17 protein-coding genes are annotated in these 16,064 nt (G+C 37.4%); 11 read left to right on the forward strand and 6 right to left on the reverse strand.

The annotated features are described in order from the left end of the window. Positions 1-8: 8 nt before the first annotated feature. From FA584_RS00565 to FA584_RS00575, 3 genes are read right to left on the reverse strand one after another with little or no spacing between them, the layout of a single operon-like run. Positions 9-962 (reverse strand): MlaD family protein, encoded by a 954-nt coding sequence (locus tag FA584_RS00565; protein WP_167749940.1) that lies wholly within the window; start codon positions 960-962, stop codon positions 9-11. Between the two features lie 7 nt (positions 963-969). Continuing rightward, positions 970-1,692: an ABC transporter ATP-binding protein gene (locus FA584_RS00570; protein WP_228448189.1), complete on the reverse strand. Its 723-nt coding sequence runs from the start codon at positions 1,690-1,692 to the stop codon at positions 970-972. An 8-nt stretch (positions 1,693-1,700) separates the two neighbouring features. Next, entirely contained in the window at positions 1,701-2,831 is a 1,131-nt protein-coding gene (locus FA584_RS00575) for an ABC transporter permease (protein ID WP_167749942.1), read from the reverse strand. A 180-nt stretch (positions 2,832-3,011) separates the two neighbouring features. Here FA584_RS00575 and msrA point away from each other — a divergent pair, with 180 nt between their 5' ends. After that, positions 3,012-3,539, forward strand: a complete 528-nt coding sequence (msrA, locus tag FA584_RS00580; protein WP_191342065.1) for a peptide-methionine (S)-S-oxide reductase MsrA — start codon at positions 3,012-3,014, stop codon at positions 3,537-3,539. A gap of 86 nt (positions 3,540-3,625) precedes the next feature. Next, positions 3,626-4,024, forward strand: a complete 399-nt coding sequence (locus FA584_RS00585; RefSeq protein ID WP_167749944.1) for a PaaI family thioesterase — start codon at positions 3,626-3,628, stop codon at positions 4,022-4,024. A 15-nt stretch (positions 4,025-4,039) separates the two neighbouring features. On the opposite strand, the gene FA584_RS00590 is transcribed toward FA584_RS00585, so the two are convergent. Together FA584_RS00590 and FA584_RS00595 are read right to left on the reverse strand one after the other, a co-directional pair. Then, positions 4,040-4,645: a YhgN family NAAT transporter gene (locus FA584_RS00590; RefSeq protein ID WP_167749945.1), complete on the reverse strand. Its 606-nt coding sequence runs from the start codon at positions 4,643-4,645 to the stop codon at positions 4,040-4,042. Between the two features lie 13 nt (positions 4,646-4,658). Beyond that, positions 4,659-6,350, reverse strand: coding sequence for a methyl-accepting chemotaxis protein (locus FA584_RS00595; protein WP_167749946.1), 1,692 nt, complete (start codon positions 6,348-6,350; stop codon positions 4,659-4,661). Positions 6,351-6,460: 110 nt separating this feature from the next. On the opposite strand from FA584_RS00595, the gene FA584_RS00600 reads away from it, so the two are divergent. The 3 genes from FA584_RS00600 to FA584_RS00610 all read left to right on the forward strand — a co-directional run bounded on the left by FA584_RS00600 (position 6,461) and on the right by FA584_RS00610 (position 9,636). Continuing rightward, positions 6,461-7,645 (forward strand): MFS transporter, encoded by a 1,185-nt coding sequence (locus FA584_RS00600; RefSeq protein ID WP_167749947.1) that lies wholly within the window; start codon positions 6,461-6,463, stop codon positions 7,643-7,645. A gap of 34 nt (positions 7,646-7,679) precedes the next feature. Next, complete coding sequence (locus FA584_RS14315) at positions 7,680-9,272, forward strand: HD-GYP domain-containing protein (RefSeq protein WP_228448041.1); 1,593 nt, start codon at positions 7,680-7,682, stop codon at positions 9,270-9,272. Positions 9,273-9,333: 61 nt separating this feature from the next. Then, a complete protein-coding gene (locus FA584_RS00610) occupies positions 9,334-9,636 on the forward strand; it encodes a hypothetical protein (protein WP_096045524.1) in 303 nt (100 codons plus the stop codon). Positions 9,637-9,674: 38 nt separating this feature from the next. Here the strand turns inward: FA584_RS00610 and FA584_RS00615 are convergent, their stop codons facing one another. Beyond that, positions 9,675-10,313, reverse strand: a complete 639-nt coding sequence (locus tag FA584_RS00615) for a class I SAM-dependent methyltransferase (RefSeq protein WP_167749948.1) — start codon at positions 10,311-10,313, stop codon at positions 9,675-9,677. 126 nt (positions 10,314-10,439) lie between these two features. On the opposite strand from FA584_RS00615, the gene FA584_RS00620 reads away from it, so the two are divergent. From FA584_RS00620 to FA584_RS00645, 6 genes are all read left to right on the forward strand, one after another. Beyond that, entirely contained in the window at positions 10,440-11,603 is a 1,164-nt protein-coding gene (locus FA584_RS00620; protein ID WP_167749949.1) for an ABC transporter substrate-binding protein, read from the forward strand. Then, entirely contained in the window at positions 11,593-13,209 is a 1,617-nt protein-coding gene (locus FA584_RS00625) for a sensor histidine kinase (RefSeq protein WP_096045527.1), read from the forward strand. Before FA584_RS00620 ends, FA584_RS00625 begins: the two co-directional genes overlap by 11 nt. Position 13,210: 1 nt before the next feature. Beyond that, positions 13,211-13,828: a response regulator gene (locus FA584_RS00630; RefSeq protein ID WP_167749950.1), complete on the forward strand. Its 618-nt coding sequence runs from the start codon at positions 13,211-13,213 to the stop codon at positions 13,826-13,828. Positions 13,829-13,870: 42 nt separating this feature from the next. Then, complete coding sequence (locus FA584_RS00635) at positions 13,871-14,389, forward strand: peptidylprolyl isomerase (protein WP_167749951.1); 519 nt, start codon at positions 13,871-13,873, stop codon at positions 14,387-14,389. 47 nt (positions 14,390-14,436) lie between these two features. Further along, entirely contained in the window at positions 14,437-14,775 is a 339-nt protein-coding gene (locus FA584_RS00640) for a P-II family nitrogen regulator (protein ID WP_167749952.1), read from the forward strand. A gap of 95 nt (positions 14,776-14,870) precedes the next feature. Further along, positions 14,871-16,052 carry an ammonium transporter family protein gene (locus tag FA584_RS00645; protein WP_167749953.1) on the forward strand — a complete coding sequence of 394 codons (1,182 nt, stop codon included), beginning with the start codon at positions 14,871-14,873 and terminating at the stop codon, positions 16,050-16,052. Positions 16,053-16,064 lie beyond the last annotated feature (12 nt).

Below are 16,064 nucleotides of genomic sequence, written 5' to 3' on the forward strand. Positions count from 1 at the left end.
TATTTCCTTTATCGTTCATTAGGTGCTGGCTGGATGGTCTCTTCTTTAAAGAGAAGATCACTTGGACTGTCTTTGAGATTACTGACAAGATCTTTCGTTTCATTAACCAACACTTGTAAATCTTGAAGTGTTTTTTGAAGTGGCATTAAATTCTCTTTGAGCAAAATATCAACATCAAAGGAGCCTTTTTCTACTTTTTGGTTTAAACCGCCCATGACGACTTTAACGCTTTGTGCAGCATCTCGTACATTATTCATCATATCAATTCCTGTGTTATCAACCGCAGAAGTGAGGGAGTATGACATATTTTTAATGCCCGTAGCAGCATTTGTCGCTTCTTTGAGTAACAGATTGATCTCTTTATTTTGGGCTTCAATATTTGCCATAGTCTTACTGGTTGACTCAGCTATTTTGGCACTATTGGCAATAATGATTTCAAGATTTTTGACGTTTTTTTCACTCATGATACTCTCAGCTCGCTCAAAAATCATTTCCGCTTTTGTACTGAGTGAGGTAATCGTTTTATCAAGTCGTGAAAAAGTAGATGGGCGTGAATAGATGATGCCGTATTCTTCATCCTTATTACTTGTTTTGAGGCTTTTTGCATCATTGGTTCCCCCTTGCAATTGGATATAACTAAGTCCAGTAATTCCTTGTGCCTCAATAACAGCATAGGTGTCTTCTTTGATAGGAGCATTATCTTGAACACGAACCGTCACTAAAACTTCTTCAGCATTATACGGGTTGATGGTAATGCCTCGTACTTCACCGATCTGTACACCTTGAAGTTTGACAGGCGCTTTTTCATTTAAGCCAGAAACAGACTCTTTGGTGGCTATTTTGTAAAATTTGAAGTTTCCTTTATCGGAGTAATTGCCCAGCCAAAGAATGGAAAAAACACCTCCAATAAGCAATACAAAGATAAATGCGCCTACTAAAATATAACTTAACTTATTTTCCATCTCAGCCTCAACTTAAAAATTTTTTCAACTCTTCATCGGTCGTTTGCTTTAAAAGCTCCATAGTGCCTTCAAATTGTACTTTTTTATTGCCTAAAATAATAAAACGATCCAGTACATTTGCCATCGTATCTTTATCATGGGTAACCATCACAACGGTAACGCCAAGGGTATCGCGTAAGGTAACAATGAGTTCATCAAAGGCTCTCGCACTTTGAGGATCAAGTCCCGACGTTGGCTCATCTAAAAAAAGTAGTTTAGGGTCAAGCGCGAGGGAACGTGCTAGTCCCGCTCGTTTTTTCATACCGCCACTGAGCTCGGAAGGATACATGTTTGCAACTTTGGGAGGAAGCCCTACGACTGAGAGCTTCATCAATGAAGCTTCTTCAATGAGCCAATCAGGAATCTGCGTATACTCTTTCATGGCAATAGCAACATTTTCTAAAATCGTAAGAGAGGTAAAAAGAGCGCCAAATTGAAAAAGAACACCCCATCGTTGCCTCAATTTTTGAGCTGTTTTTTGAGAAGCAGTTAGCACATTCGTTCCTAGGACAATCATCTCTCCGGAATGTGCTTTTTGGAGCATAATCATCTCTCGAAGGAGCGTTGTTTTACCACTACCACTACCCCCCAAAAGTCCAAAAATCTCTCCTTTTTGGATTTTAAAATTAACACCATCATGAATAACATTGTCTCCAAAAGAGGTGACGATCTCTTTGGCTTCGATGATCACAGGAGTTTTCATAACCCAAGCTCCGTCAATAAGACTGAAATAATCGCATCCATCGCAATAACCCAAAAGATAGCATTGACAACGCTGATAGTGGTGTATTTACCCACGCTCTCGGTACTACTATCAATCTGAAAGCCACGGAAACAGCCAATTGTTGCAATGATACATCCAAAAATAGGTGCTTTAATAAGTCCAATGATCAGATGTTTTAGCGCAACCGTTGCTTTGATACGGTCAATAAATTCGACAAAACTGACATCCAGCTTTGTGGTTGCAATCACCATACCGCCAAAAACAGAGACAATATCTGCAAAGAAGACTAAAAGAGGTAAGGAGATAATCAGGGCAAAAAGACGAGGTAAAACTAAAAAATTCCACGGTGAAAATCCCATAGAGCTCATAGCATCCACTTCATCGGTGATTTTCATAACACCAATTTGTGCAGCATAAGCAGAGGCACTTCGCCCCGCTATGACAATGGCCGTTAAAAGGGGAGCAAGCTCACGTACGGCTGAAATAGTCACCATCTCGACAATAAAAATATTCGCACCAAATTTTTCCAGTTGCGTTGCCCCTTGATAGGCAATAACAATACCGATTAAAAAAGAGGTCAGTAAAATAATGGGGAGAGCCCCAGCGCCACTTTGTTCGACATGATAAAGCATTGCTTTAAGGCGAATCGTCTGTGGCTTAAGAAATGCGGCAAGTACAAAATGCGCAAGTTCACCTGTAAAAGAGAAGAAGGTAGCGAGGGTTTTATAACCTTCAAAGGCAAGTCTTCCAACATTCTCAAGGTAAGAGAGTATAAAAATTTCTTTCGGTTCTTGAATTTTTTCTTTGGGATAGTGCATCTCACAGACGCTTAAAAGCTTTTCCAAAGAAGTGCTTGCTCCAATTTTTTCGACGGTACAGTCATGTGCTTCAAGTTGTTTTGCATGATGCAAAATCAGCATAATTCCATACGTATCAAAATCTTTAATCCCTGCGAGATCAAAGGTGTAAGTTGCTTTTGGTTTACATGTAAGCGTGTTTAATGCAAGTTCCAGCTTTTGAATCGATTCTTTGACCCAAACACCCTGCAATGCAACACTAAAATGATCTTCATTTTGTGTTATTTGCAGTGAGGGTTCTCTTTTCATTACACCACCCTATTTTTTTGTTCCATTATAACATAATTATATTACTCGAAATGGCATAGAAAGGTTTTAGATCAGGATGTTATAATCATTGAAAAAAGGAGACTCAACATGAAAAAAGCATTTTTTTTAAGTATGGCTCTTTTAATATTTAATACGCATTTTTTCGCAAAGGAGAATTTGATGAAAACTGAAGTTGCAACACTTGGTGGTGGATGTTTTTGGTGCTTAGAGGCTGTTTTTGAAGAAACACGAGGTGTTGTGGATGTGGTGAATGGTTATGCAGGGGGAGATGTTAACGCCCCAAGTTATGAGCAAGTCAGTCGTGGTACAACAGGACATGCAGAAGTGGTACAAATTACGTTTGACCCAGCTATTATTTCCTATGAAGCATTACTCAAAATATTTTGGCTTATTCACGATCCAACTTCTCTTAATCGCCAAGGCAATGATGCAGGAACACAGTATCGCTCAGTTATTTTTTATCACGATGCAAATCAAAAAGAGAAAGCAGAAGCTTCAATCAAAGAATTTTCGAGTAAATTTACGAAACCCATTGTGACTGAAATAAAACCTTTAGAAACGTTTTACAAAGCGGAAGCCTATCATCAAGACTATTTCAAGAATAACCCAAATCAAGGGTACTGTATGTTTGTTGTCTCGCCTAAAGTAGCACATTTTAAGCATGAATATCAAGATTTGGTAAAGTAGCCAAATCCTTTACATGTAAAGATTTTTATCTCAAAATTTTTTCACAAAATGCTACAATTTTTTTATATTACATGTAAAGGTTTTCAATGCAAGCATTACAACAATTTTTTGAAGAAAACGATCGATTTGCAAAGCTTTTAGGTTTTCAAATTGAAGAATTTAATGTTGGTGTGGCAAAAGTCAGTGCTATCATCAAAGCGGAGCATCTTAATGCGGCTAATGTTGTGCATGGAGGGTTTTTGTTTTCGCTCGCTGATTATGCGTTTGCCCTGGCATCCAATTCTCATAATAAACTCTCTTTAGCCATCAGTGCTAACATTATGTTTCAACACGCAAAGCCAAATGGGAAGCTCTACGCGTATGCTAAAGAGCTTAGTATTGGAAATAGAGTCGCAACGTATGAAGTGCGAATAAGCGATGAAAAAGATAGTGTGATTGCAACGTACACGGGGACTGTTTACCGAAAAGATAGCAATGTTATCTAACTTTTACATGTAAAGCTAAAAGGTATGAATAAGCCCTCGTATACCGTCGATAAACATCTGTACCGACATCATTAAAAGGAGCATTCCCATCAAACGCTCTAAGGCCGAAAGTCCTTTTTCCCGCAGCAGTTTATACAATAGTGGCGAGAGGTACATAATCAGCGCAGAGATAAACCACGCAAGCAAAAGTGCACCAAACAGTTTTCCTGTAGCATCCGCATGAGATTTCCCCAGCACTAAAAGTGTTGCCAGTGTTGAAGGTCCTGCAATGAGAGGCATAGCAATGGGCACCATAAAAGGTTCTTTGGATGAGCCATAAAGTCCACTACTTCCTTCCTCTCCAGGAAAGATCATCTTAATACCAATCACAAAAAAAATCACTGCTCCTGCGATACGTACTGATTCTGTTTCCAGATGAAAGATGTTTAAAAAGAGCTCGCCTCCAAAGAGAAAAAGCGTTAAGATAGCGAGCCCAAAGATCATTTCACGGATAATGATCCTTCTTCTTCGTTTGATATCAACATCTTTCAAAATCGAAAGAATAATAGGGACTGCGCCAAAAGGGTCGATCACAAACATTAACAGTATAGCTGTTGAGACAATTGAAAATTCTGCGTTCATTTATTTCATCCAATCATGTTCTAAACTCAGAGAGTTTGAGGTTCAAGGTTTCCGTCATGCGGCTTAAGTGTTCTGCTGCACTAGCGATTTCTTCGACACTTCTAGCATTTTGAGAAGAGATGTCGTTGATTTGAGAAACATTATTAATCATCGACTCAATGTCCGAGCCTGTTTTGAGATAGTTTTCAGCCGTTTTGTCTGAAACTTTTGTTGCATTGCCCATGACATGGAACATATTGTTTATTTTTTCTTCAACCTCACTCGCCGTGGTTGCAAGTGATTCTACTTTTTTAGAATTCGATGTCATTTGATCACTACTATCAGCAATAGCTTGAACGATCACATTAATCGTTGCATTGATTTCTTGGAGACTCTTTTGGGTACGTTCCGCAAGTTTTCGTACCTCATCGGCAACAACGGCAAAGCCACGTCCTTGTTCACCTGCACGTGCAGCCTCAATAGCCGCATTCAGTGCAAGTAAATTGGTTTGGTCGGCAATATCCCCAATGACCACTAGTATCTCTTTCACTTGGCTTGCATCTGAGCTGAGCTGTTGGATGCGGTGTGCTAGTTCAATTTCGATAGTGGCACTCATTTGAATATCTTTGGTCAGTTCCAGTATCGCTCTGTTGGCTTCCGTAAGATAGCTATTGGCTTTAAGCAGTTCTTCTTTCCCCGCCTTGGCTTCGCCCATGCCTATATGCATCTCATCTTTCAAGGTATTGGCTTTGGTCGTTGTATTTCCCACTATGTTCATTGAAGTCTCAACAGCTTTTCCTACTTCTAAAGACGTAGAGGAGAGTTCATGAGAAATAGAGGAATTTTCGTTAGAGAGGTTCTTTGCATCACTGATTAAGAGACGCACTTTTTCGATAAACCGGTTGATACTATGACTCGCTTGTGCGATTTCATCATTTCCCGTTATCTCAAGTTTTTGTGTTAAATCGCCATCACCACTGGAGAGGTTGTCAGCTTTACTAATCAGATCATTGAGTGGATTTGAAATAGTTTTTTTAATAATAATAGCAGTAGCCACAATGCTAAGAATCACCAGCACTAAAGAAATAAGTAGAAAAGAGCGAATTTGAGAGGCAACATTATCACCAATTTGTGTTTTAAGTTTTCCTACCTCTGCTTCTACATTGTCAACATAAATGCCAGTACCAATTGTCCATTTATAAGGTTCAAAAGGTACGGAATACGCGAACTTCGCAAGCGCTTTGCCATCTTTGACTTTTGGGAAAAAGTATTTAACGAGACCACCGCCTTTTTGTGCTGTTTCTATGAGTTCCTTAACAAAAAAGACTCCGTTGGGATCTTTGAGCGTGCTTAGGTTTTTACCTTGGAGTGATTTATTGGTTGGAAGCATAACATTGGTTCCGTCGTGCTCATAGATAAAAAGATAACCACTCTTGTCATCAAAAAAGCGTAGTCCATCAAGTTGTTCTACAATAGTTTCTTTAATTTTTTCATCGGATGTCCCTTTGGCTTTTTCTGCTTTATAGATTGCATTAGCACTCTGTTGCATCATTTCCAGAATGGTTTTGAGTTCATTTTCATAAAAAGAGTAGGCACTCTTTTCGTAATCGTTTATAAACATGCCAGCATTGTTTTTAGTATTGGTGTAAGAGATACCAATTAAACAGGCACCTAAAATGAGGAGAGAGAGGATAAGAGAGATTAAAATTCGTGTCGAAATTTTCATAATAGTGCCTCCTTGATTTATAAGTGTAACACTTTATTCTATCATAAACAAAGTTTAAATATATCAACGAAAAGCGCTACAATGGCGGCTAAAAGAGTTTAGGAGAAGATATGAACCATTATGGTGAGTTGTTACGTAACAATGCAACACTCCGAAGATTGAGTGTAATTCAGCTCATCTGTTACTTTGGCGCATGGTTTAGCCATATGGCCATTTATACATTACTGATAAGTCTTGACGCACCTGTTTGGGCACTGAGTACCGCAGCAGCATTTACATTTTTGCCATCAATGCTTTTAGCTCCTTTTAGCGGAGCGATTATTGATAAAGTCAATACCAAAAAATTTATGCTTTTTTTAACAGCCATTGAGATTTTTACCGTTTTTTGGCTAATGTTTATTCACTCCTTAGATGCATTATGGTTACTGTTAGTGCTAATCCTTATACGAATGGGAACAGGGAGTATCTATTTTCAAACTGAGATGTCATTATTGCCAAAGTTATTGAGTGATGATGATTTGAAAACTGCCAACGAAATTCATTCTGTTATTTGGTCAACTTCTTATGCTTTAGGCATGGCCGTAGCAGGTTTTTATATTTACTATTTTGGAACAACTAGCGCTTTTATAGCTGATATGCTGTTGTATTGCATTGGTTTTTACATGCTTTTAGGACTCGATATCCCCTCTCTTGCAAGCAAACACGCTTTACATGTAAAGACAATGATTTGGAGTGGATTTACTTATTTACGGACGCATCCCAAGATTATACATATTATTTTTTTACATGCGAGTATTGGCTTTAGTGCGTATGATGCACTCATTGCCCTCTTGGCAGATCATACGTACAAACATATTTTATCCATTTCACTAGTTATGGGAGCTATCAATGCGGCACGGGCGCTTTCTCAAATTTTAGGACAGTTAGCGCTCAGCCGTTACATTAATCCTCAAACTCTTTTTTATCTTTTTATAGCACAAGGTGTTAGCATTATGGTTTGGGGTATGCTGCAATATGATTTTTATCTCAGCTTTATAGGCATTTCCTTGTGTGGACTTTTTACAACGACTTTGTGGTCATACACCTACACACTTTTGCAATATGAAACCGATGAGGCATTTTATGGCAGAGTCATCGCGTACAATGATATGGTTTTTATGGGTGCTTGTACATTTGTTTCATTCGCTATCGGGGCACTGTTTGATTTTGGTATCTCTTTATGGCAGATTACCTGTGGGCTAGGAGCAGTTTTTTTCCTTTTTGGTTTTTACTGGAAATGGATACAAAAACTGTGATAAAATAAGCTTTTTTTGAGAGTAAGGATGGTGTATGAATATTCGTAATAAGGTGAAACTGAGTTTTGCTTTGATTATAGTATTATTACTTTTTTTGGGAATGATCAGTGGTATTATCACGTTTCAAATTAAAGGAAATAGTAATTTTAGAGAAAGCATTTCAGCTATACTTATCATGCAAGAGGGTATGAATGAGATTATTCTTGAGAGTACCAAAACCACAGAAATTACCAAATTAGAACAACTACATGAAGAATTTTCAACGTATGAAAAGCGTTTTGAAGACTTGCGTGCGATGTTATCGGCATCACCCCATGGCTCTTTTATTCGTTACATTGGAATTCCTCATATTCAAAAAGATGAAGCAGTCAAAAGATACCTGAATGATCTTTATGCGAATGAGCACCGCCTTGAGCTTTTGTACGACGATATTTTTAAGCTTGAACGTGAAAAACTAGACTATGTTAATCTCTTCAATGCTCTTTATCCCGAAGAAAATAATGCGCGTGTGAAAATTAAAGAGCATATTTTAGACCATAATCACATCGAGCAGATTAAAGCACTGAGTGATCTTCGCTATTACAGTAAAGAGATGCTGTACCAGCATGGTAATGAAGAGACGCTACAAAAGTGGATGACACCCATCGACAAACTTATTCATATCACACAAAAAGATACTGATGAATTGCATACTATTATGTTGCATTATAAAGAGCTTGTACGCGTTATTGCCGAAAAAGCAATGAAAATAGAAGAGATAAAAGTGATTGAGAATACTGCAATTAATCAAGCGTCTGAAGTTTTGGATGATAATAAAAAAGTGAGCATTGCTTTAGAAGAGACGATTTCAGCTTTATCTAGTAATTTCATTGATCAGATGCGTTTGATTCAGCTTTTAGTGGGAGCTGTGACCATTCTTTTTATTGTTTTACTTGCCATTAGGGTTTCTCATAATGTATCGCTGACAATGGATGAGGTTGAGGCAAAAATAGACGAGGGACTTGAAGAGGTTAATGCACTTAATCGTGAGATCGAAGATACACAAAAAGAGGTTCTTTTTACGATGGGTTCCATTGGCGAAACAAGGTCTCAAGAGACAGGAAATCATGTCAAACGTGTGGCTGAATATACCAAAATACTTGCGCTCTATTATGGGCTTGATGAAGAAGAAGCTGAGATGCTAAAATTGGCTTCTCCTATGCACGACATAGGGAAAATCGGCATTCCTGATCGTGTTTTAAATAAGCCCGGACGATTTGATGAGGATGAGCGTGAGATTATGAATACACATGCAATGCTAGGTTATGAAATGCTCAAACATTCACAAAGACAGCTCCTTAAAATGGCAGCGATCGTTGCAAGAGAACACCACGAAAGATATGATGGTAAAGGTTATCCTGATCAAAAAAGTGGCGAAGATATTCATATTTATGGACGTATTACGGCGTTAGCAGATGTCTTTGATGCACTTGGAAGTGCAAGAATTTATAAACCTGCATGGGAAGATGAAAAAATCTTTGCACTATTTAAAGAAGAGAGAGGAAAACAGTTCGATCCAAGGCTTGTTGATATTTTCTTTGAGCATTTAGATGTTTTTTTAGAAACTCGTGAAAATTTAAAAGATTAAATTCACAAATACTTCACGATTTTGTGTTAGGATTTCACTATATAAAGAAAAGGAGTCCCAGATGAAAATCTTAAATACACTATTAATCTCAGCTGTGTTAGTCCTCAGTGGCATCACAAGCGCTCAGGCAATGGGCGATCGAGAACAGGGTGCTCTGATTGGTGCAGGTGCAGTTGTATTACTAGGTAGTTTAATTAATGCATCACAACAACCAACACGTTATGTTGAAAGTCCTGTATATTATGAAACCAGACCAACGGTTGTGTACAGAGAACCTATTTATGTACCAGAGAGGGTTATTTATGTTGACCCACCACGCCATCATCACTATTATGAAGGCGGTTATTACCGTTCTTATAGATAAGCATTAAAAGTTCAAAGTGGAGGTAGCGACACTCATCGCTACCTTTTTTGCAATATCGCTATTCGCTTACCATCCGTTTTCACAACTTCTAACCCACACTGTCGTGCCAAAATTTCAAGTGTTTTTGGAGTATAGAATATAATATGTGTTGGATCTCTTCGATACCACCATGTTAAAAAATGAGCTTTATCATTGCTGTGAAAAAGTGTCATTAATGCAATCATGCCATCAGGTTTAAGATGTTGAGCTAAAAGTTTTAATGTTTCATTGGGGTTAGCTAAGTGCTCAAAAACTTCCGTCGAGGTAATGAGATCATAGGTTTGATCTTCAAAGCATTTTATAGGCTGGTAAAACTTATCATAATAATCGCCGTGAATACCTCTATTGGTCATAATTTGGCTCAGAACGGGTGTTGGTCCAGAACCAAAATCAAGGGCTTTTCCTTTACATGTAAGATCATTCCAAAAGAAATCTAAAAAATCCTCGAACATCTTTACGTAACCTTCATTTTCTAACGAATTTCGATGATTGTTGTAGAGACTATGCTCTTTTTCCAGTGTAAGATAATAGGCTGAATCAAGGCAAATACCGTGACAGTTTGAACAGTAGAAATAACGCTTTTGAAGTTGGGTGTCCTCCCATAATTTTATAGGATAATTGCAAATTTTACATTTCATTTTTTAACTCTCTTTCCTATTTTTTCAAAAAAGCTATTTAAGTAAATAATTTTTTACTAATTAAGCATTATTATAAAGAATAGTTGATATTATATCTGTAAAATATTGTGAAAGCTAAAAACAAAGATGCGTAAACTCATCGGAATTCTTCTTTTTGTATCTCTTTTTATGTTGCCATACTTCTTTGCCAATACAAAATTTGAAGGCAATGTGATTCGTTTAGGGATGAGTGGACCTTTTAGTGGTGGGCTTACAAGTGTTGGCAATCAATTTTTACTAGGCGCGGAAATCTATCTTCAAAACTTAAATGATCACGGCGGTGTTTATGGAAGAAAGATAGAAATTATCGCTAAAGATGATCGTTATGAACCAAAAATTGCCATTGAAAATGTTGATGAGCTGATTAAAAAAGATAAAATTTTTGCTCTTTTTGGCATTATTGGTACACCCGTAGCTGAGGCTATTTTTCCCATTGCCATTGAAAAGCGGATACCTTTCGTAGGTGCGTATTCGGGAGCAGAATTTCTACGTAATCCTCCTAATCCCATTGTTCTGAATGCCAGAGCCAGTGATCTCGATGAAATTGAAAAGCTCGTACAATATTATGCGGATGATCTTAAATATAAACGTTTTGCACTCTTTTATCAAAATGATAGTTATGGAAGAACGGGTCTTAGTGGTGTCAAAAATGCTCTTGCAAAACGTAATCTTGTACTTGTAGGAGAGGGAAGTTATAAACGTAATACACTCTCTGTTGGAAATGCTTTGTACGAAATAGAGCTATGCAATCCTGAAGTTATTTTGATGATAGGCTCTACGACACCAACAGCTGAGTTTATTAAGCGGGCGCGCAAAAGTCAAAAAATCCGTCAAAATATTCAATTTGGTCTCTTCTCATTTATTGAACCTAAACCGCTGATTGATTTTTTGCATGGCAATGGTAAAGGGATCACTTTCGCACAAGTTGTACCTTCTCCGTGGACATCTGAAGTGGATGAGGTAGAAAATTATCGTATGTTGATGCATAAATATTACCCTAAAGAAGAACTGGGGCATGTCTCATTGGAAGGATATTTTGCAGCGCGTATGATTGCTGAAGTTTTTAAAAGTTTAGGAAAAGAGTTTACAAAAGAAGAGTTTATTAAGGCGTTAGGAACATTTTCAAAAACATTAGACGAAACGGCCATTTCTAAAAATAGAGATGAGCGTTGCAAGTGTTTACATCGAGTCCATTTAAGTGAATATGTCGATGATGATTTTTACTCGGTAGGGCAAAACGATGAACACTAATCCTTTGAGTGATTTTATGGGTAGCATCGATGAGATGACGATTGCGAAAAAGACAACACTTCTTTTTCTCATTATGGTTGTGGGTATGTTTTTTATTGGTAGTTTTGCGCATATGAGTATTAACCGCATTAAAAATAATTTCGATATTTTATACACGAAGCGAATGCTTCCAACCATTCGGCTTGAAAACCTCAAAGATATTTATACCGTTAATGTGTTAGATACGATTCGAGATATTGAAAAAGGCATGATTAGTGCGCAAGAAGGTAAAACAGTGATTGCCCTTGCACAAGAGCTCATTAAAATCGAACTTCAAGAGTATAAAAATAGTTTGAGTATTGACGAAAGTGACTGGCTTATCAAACTAGCGCGCTCATGGGGATTTATGGATGATCCTAGGCATAAACCATTTTTTAAAACTAAAGAGGATGATATTTTAATTTCAAAAATTGAACAAAAAATCCATACGATTGATGGAATTTTGCTCAAAATGTTTAATTATTTTGAAACAAAACAATCGCCAAAAGCAATTGACATATTACAAAATGAACTCTACCCCAGTGTCTATTCGATCAATATTGATCTGACAGGTTTGATCAATCTGAATTTAGACAGTGCGAAAGAGGGGTATGCGCGTACGGAAAAAGTTTATGATAATACATTTGAGTGGATTGTCGTAGCAACGATTGGTACGATTGCTTTTGCGGCACTTTTAGCCATTGTGTTGTTACAAAATATTCGTCTACTTCATGCAAGGCTTGCTAAGATGGTAGATGCTAAAACCTATGAGTTGCAACAGCTTAATCGCAACCTTGAGCTTAAAGTGCAGCATGAAGTGGATCAAAGTCGCCAAAAAGATCAGATCATGTTTCGTCAATCAAGGCTTGCTTCAATGGGTGAGATGATTGGCAATATTGCACATCAGTGGCGTCAACCGCTTAATGCAATTGTACTTATTATTCAAAGCTTTCAGATGAAACGTTTGGCTGGAATCGAATTAAGCGATGAATTTATCGATAGACAGGTCAAAGAAGGCATTGCATTAGCGTCATTGATGTCACATACCATTGATGATTTTCGTAATTTTTTTAAGCCAAATAAAAATGAAGAGCATTTTAGTGTTAAAGACACCGTGGAGTATAGCCTGAAGTTGGTAAAAGCATATTATGCAAAATCAGGTATTGATATTTTTTTAAATTGTACTCAAGATGTACAGATTAGTGGTTATCCCAATGAGTTTTCACAAGTGCTAATGAATCTTTTTTCTAATGCTAAAGATGTTTTAGAAGAGCGAAATATTGAAGAAAAATATATTGAAATCATCATTACAAAACAAGCAAATAACGCAGTAATTAGTGTAATAGATAATGGCGGTGGGATTAGTGAAGAGGTCCAAGATAGAATGTTCGAACCCTATTTTACGACCAAACATAAATCCTCAGGCACAGGTATAGGATTGTACATGTCAAAACAAATTATTGAAAAACAGATGAGAGGCAGTATTATCGGAACGAATATATCGTATGTTTTTAGTAATGGCAAGCGTTACGAAAAATGTGCGATTATAACCATTTTGGTACCACTTGATAAAAAGGAGGATAAATAATATGGATTTTAATGGATTAAAAGATTGTGTGGTGTTATATGTCGAAGATGAAAAATCAGTGCAAATACAAACGCAGATGATTTTAAAAGATTTTGTCAAAGAAGTATATATAGCATCCAATGGAGAAGAGGGGCTTAAAATTGCGCTTGAAAAAGATATTGATATTATTGTAACAGATATTTTAATGCCTGTGATGAATGGTATTGAGATGCTCAAAAAGCTTAAGAATGAGTACCATCGTGATATTCCAGCGATCATTACAACTGCGTTTACTGAAACAGAATATCTCATTGAGGCGATTACGCTTAAAGTTGATGGATTTATTATGAAACCGATTAATGTTAAAGATTTAATCAGTACTATTTATAGTGCGATGCTCCCTAAATTGCATAGTAAAGAGATTCAAGGGTGTTCTTTTATTATTGAAGGACTTGCCGCTCTTATAGGGGGTAAAAAAATTGAGATTTTAAAATATATCATCAGTCATTTGGATGATGATAAAATCTTTAATGGCTCATACCAAGATATTATTGATAATATCGGTGTAAGCAAGCCTACCGTTGTGCATATGTTTCAGCAACTTATCAAAGTGGGTATTTTGGAAAAAGTGAAAAATTAAATGTATCGTTTTAGAAATACCAAGCTTGTTGGAGATCAATAGATGAAAAAAGTAGTTTTAGTTTTATTCTTAGGGATGTGGAGTGCTCTTATAGCGAGTGAAGTTGTTTTCGAAACAACACAAGGCACGATTGTTTTTGCATTGAAGCCAGAGGTGGCACCAAAAGCATGTGAAAATTTTGAAGGTTTGGTGAAAAAAGGATACTACAATGGTATTACTTTTCATCGCATTATTAAAGGCTTCATGATTCAAGGTGGTGATCCTACGGGAACAGGACGTGGTGGTGAATCCATTTATGGAAAACCATTTGAAGACGAATTTAAACCCAATATTGTATTTAATAAACCAGGAATTTTAGCTATGGCTAATGCTGGTCGCAATACGAATGGAAGCCAATTTTTTATCACAACTGTTCCAACACCGCACCTCAATGGAAGGCACACTATTTTTGGCGAAGTGGTTGAGGGGATGGATGTTGTTCGTAAGCTTGAAAATATTGCAACTGATGGGAGAGACATGCCGATGCAACCACAAAAAATTCTCAAAGCGTATTTAAAATAATTTAAGGTAAAATAGTCTCAATTTTGAGACAATAGAGGAGATACCCTATGAAAAAGATCGAAGCAATTATAAAGCCGTTTAAACTTGAAGAAGTTAAAGACGCACTGGCAGGTATTGAAGTCACAGGCATGACTGTGAATGAAGTAAAAGGCTATGGAAGACAGCAAGGACACTCTGAACTGTATCGTGGAGCAGAGTATGTTGTAGATTTTTTGCCAAAGATTAAACTAGATATCGTTGTTGCTGATGAAAATGTAGACAAAGTCATTTCAACGATTTTAGAAGCCGCAAAGACCGGTAAAATAGGCGATGGTAAGATTTTTGTGAGCGATATTCAAAGAATTATTCGTATTAGGACAGCTGAAGAAAACGAAGATGCTATCTAAACTTTAAGCTTTGTGATTAAATTTTAATCACAAAGCTCTTCCTCTTTCTTGTACAATTATCCGTTACATTTTATTTCACACAAAGGTTATGTGTAATGGATCAATCTCATATGCACTATATTATTGACACCTTCTTCTTACTTTTCTCTTCTGTTCTAATTATCTTCATGGTACCAGGCTTTGCAATGCTTGAAGCGGGTCTTGTACGTAGCAAAAATGTCTCTGCGGTACTTACAGGCAATGTCATGCTTTATGCCATAACCTCTTTTATCTTTTTACTCTGGGGTTATAACATTATGTTTGGAGGAAGTGGTTTCTTTCTTGAAGGTGTGATTGCGGATGGGTATAGCCCTTATGCCTATTTTTTATTTCAAATGGCATTTGTGAGTAAAACGGTTTCCATTATGAGTGGAGGCGTTAGTGAGAGAATTCGTATTATTCCTTTTATGATTTTTGCAGTATTAATGAGTGGTTTTATCTATCCTATCGTTGGAAATGCTATTTGGGGTGGAGGATTTTTAAAAGAGGTCCATGATCTTGCAGGGTGTACTGTTATTCACTCCGTGGGAGGTTGGGCATTATTGGCGGGTATCTTGGTTTTAGGTGCTAGACGAGGTCGTTATAGCAAAGAAGGACAGATACGAGCAATTCCTGCTTCCAACATCCCACTGGTAACACTGGGAGGTATGCTTCTTTGGATTGGTTGGTTTGGTTTTAACGGAGGAAGCGCTTTTCATATCTCCAGTGTTGAACATGCTGACCTTGTGGGCTTAATTATCGTCAATACTAATACAGCAGGGCTCGCGGGTGCAATTATAGCTGCAATGATTGTGTATGTACAGTATCGAAAGCTTGATATTACGATGATCCTAAACGGTGCGTTGGGAGGACTTGTTGCCATTACTGCAAGCGCAGACGTAGTTGGCCTTTGGGAGCCAATTATCATTGGTGCTGTTGGCGGAACATTGGTCGTTTTTGCGATTCCTCTTTTTGATAAATTCAAAATTGATGACCCTGTAGGAGCTCTTTCTGTTCATTTGGTCAATGGTATTTGGGGAACGATTGCCGTAGCGCTTTTTGCTGATTTTTCACTGGTTACACAGCTCAAAGGGATTGCCTTAACAGGACTTTTTACCTTTCCTATCTCATACATTGCCTTTGTGATTATCAAAAAGGTTATCGGGCTTAGAAGTGATGAAGAACACGAATATGTAGGGCTTGATCTTGAAGAGTGTGGTCTGGAAGCGTATCCAGAATTTATTAAATCAAAAGTCTAAGAACAGTGCTGT

This window comes from Sulfurospirillum diekertiae, assembly GCF_011769985.2.
Classification (GTDB): Bacteria; Campylobacterota; Campylobacteria; order Campylobacterales; family Sulfurospirillaceae; genus Sulfurospirillum; species Sulfurospirillum diekertiae.

Coding starts and splice junctions, on each gene's coding strand:
- FA584_RS00565 (WP_167749940.1), bottom strand. CDS start 962: ATGGAAAATAAGTTAAGTTATATTTTAGTAGGCGCATTTATCTTTGTA.
- FA584_RS00575 (WP_167749942.1), bottom strand. CDS start 2,831: ATGAAAAGAGAACCCTCACTGCAAATAACACAAAATGAAGATCATTTT.
- msrA (WP_191342065.1), top strand. CDS start 3,012: ATGAAAACTGAAGTTGCAACACTTGGTGGTGGATGTTTTTGGTGCTTA.
- FA584_RS00585 (WP_167749944.1), top strand. CDS start 3,626: ATGCAAGCATTACAACAATTTTTTGAAGAAAACGATCGATTTGCAAAG.
- FA584_RS00590 (WP_167749945.1), bottom strand. CDS start 4,645: ATGAACGCAGAATTTTCAATTGTCTCAACAGCTATACTGTTAATGTTT.
- FA584_RS00595 (WP_167749946.1), bottom strand. CDS start 6,350: ATGAAAATTTCGACACGAATTTTAATCTCTCTTATCCTCTCTCTCCTC.
- FA584_RS00600 (WP_167749947.1), top strand. CDS start 6,461: ATGAACCATTATGGTGAGTTGTTACGTAACAATGCAACACTCCGAAGA.
- FA584_RS14315 (WP_228448041.1), top strand. CDS start 7,680: ATGAATATTCGTAATAAGGTGAAACTGAGTTTTGCTTTGATTATAGTA.
- FA584_RS00610 (WP_096045524.1), top strand. CDS start 9,334: ATGAAAATCTTAAATACACTATTAATCTCAGCTGTGTTAGTCCTCAGT.
- FA584_RS00615 (WP_167749948.1), bottom strand. CDS start 10,313: ATGAAATGTAAAATTTGCAATTATCCTATAAAATTATGGGAGGACACC.
- FA584_RS00620 (WP_167749949.1), top strand. CDS start 10,440: ATGCGTAAACTCATCGGAATTCTTCTTTTTGTATCTCTTTTTATGTTG.
- FA584_RS00625 (WP_096045527.1), top strand. CDS start 11,593: ATGAACACTAATCCTTTGAGTGATTTTATGGGTAGCATCGATGAGATG.
- FA584_RS00630 (WP_167749950.1), top strand. CDS start 13,211: ATGGATTTTAATGGATTAAAAGATTGTGTGGTGTTATATGTCGAAGAT.
- FA584_RS00635 (WP_167749951.1), top strand. CDS start 13,871: ATGAAAAAAGTAGTTTTAGTTTTATTCTTAGGGATGTGGAGTGCTCTT.
- FA584_RS00640 (WP_167749952.1), top strand. CDS start 14,437: ATGAAAAAGATCGAAGCAATTATAAAGCCGTTTAAACTTGAAGAAGTT.
- FA584_RS00645 (WP_167749953.1), top strand. CDS start 14,871: ATGGATCAATCTCATATGCACTATATTATTGACACCTTCTTCTTACTT.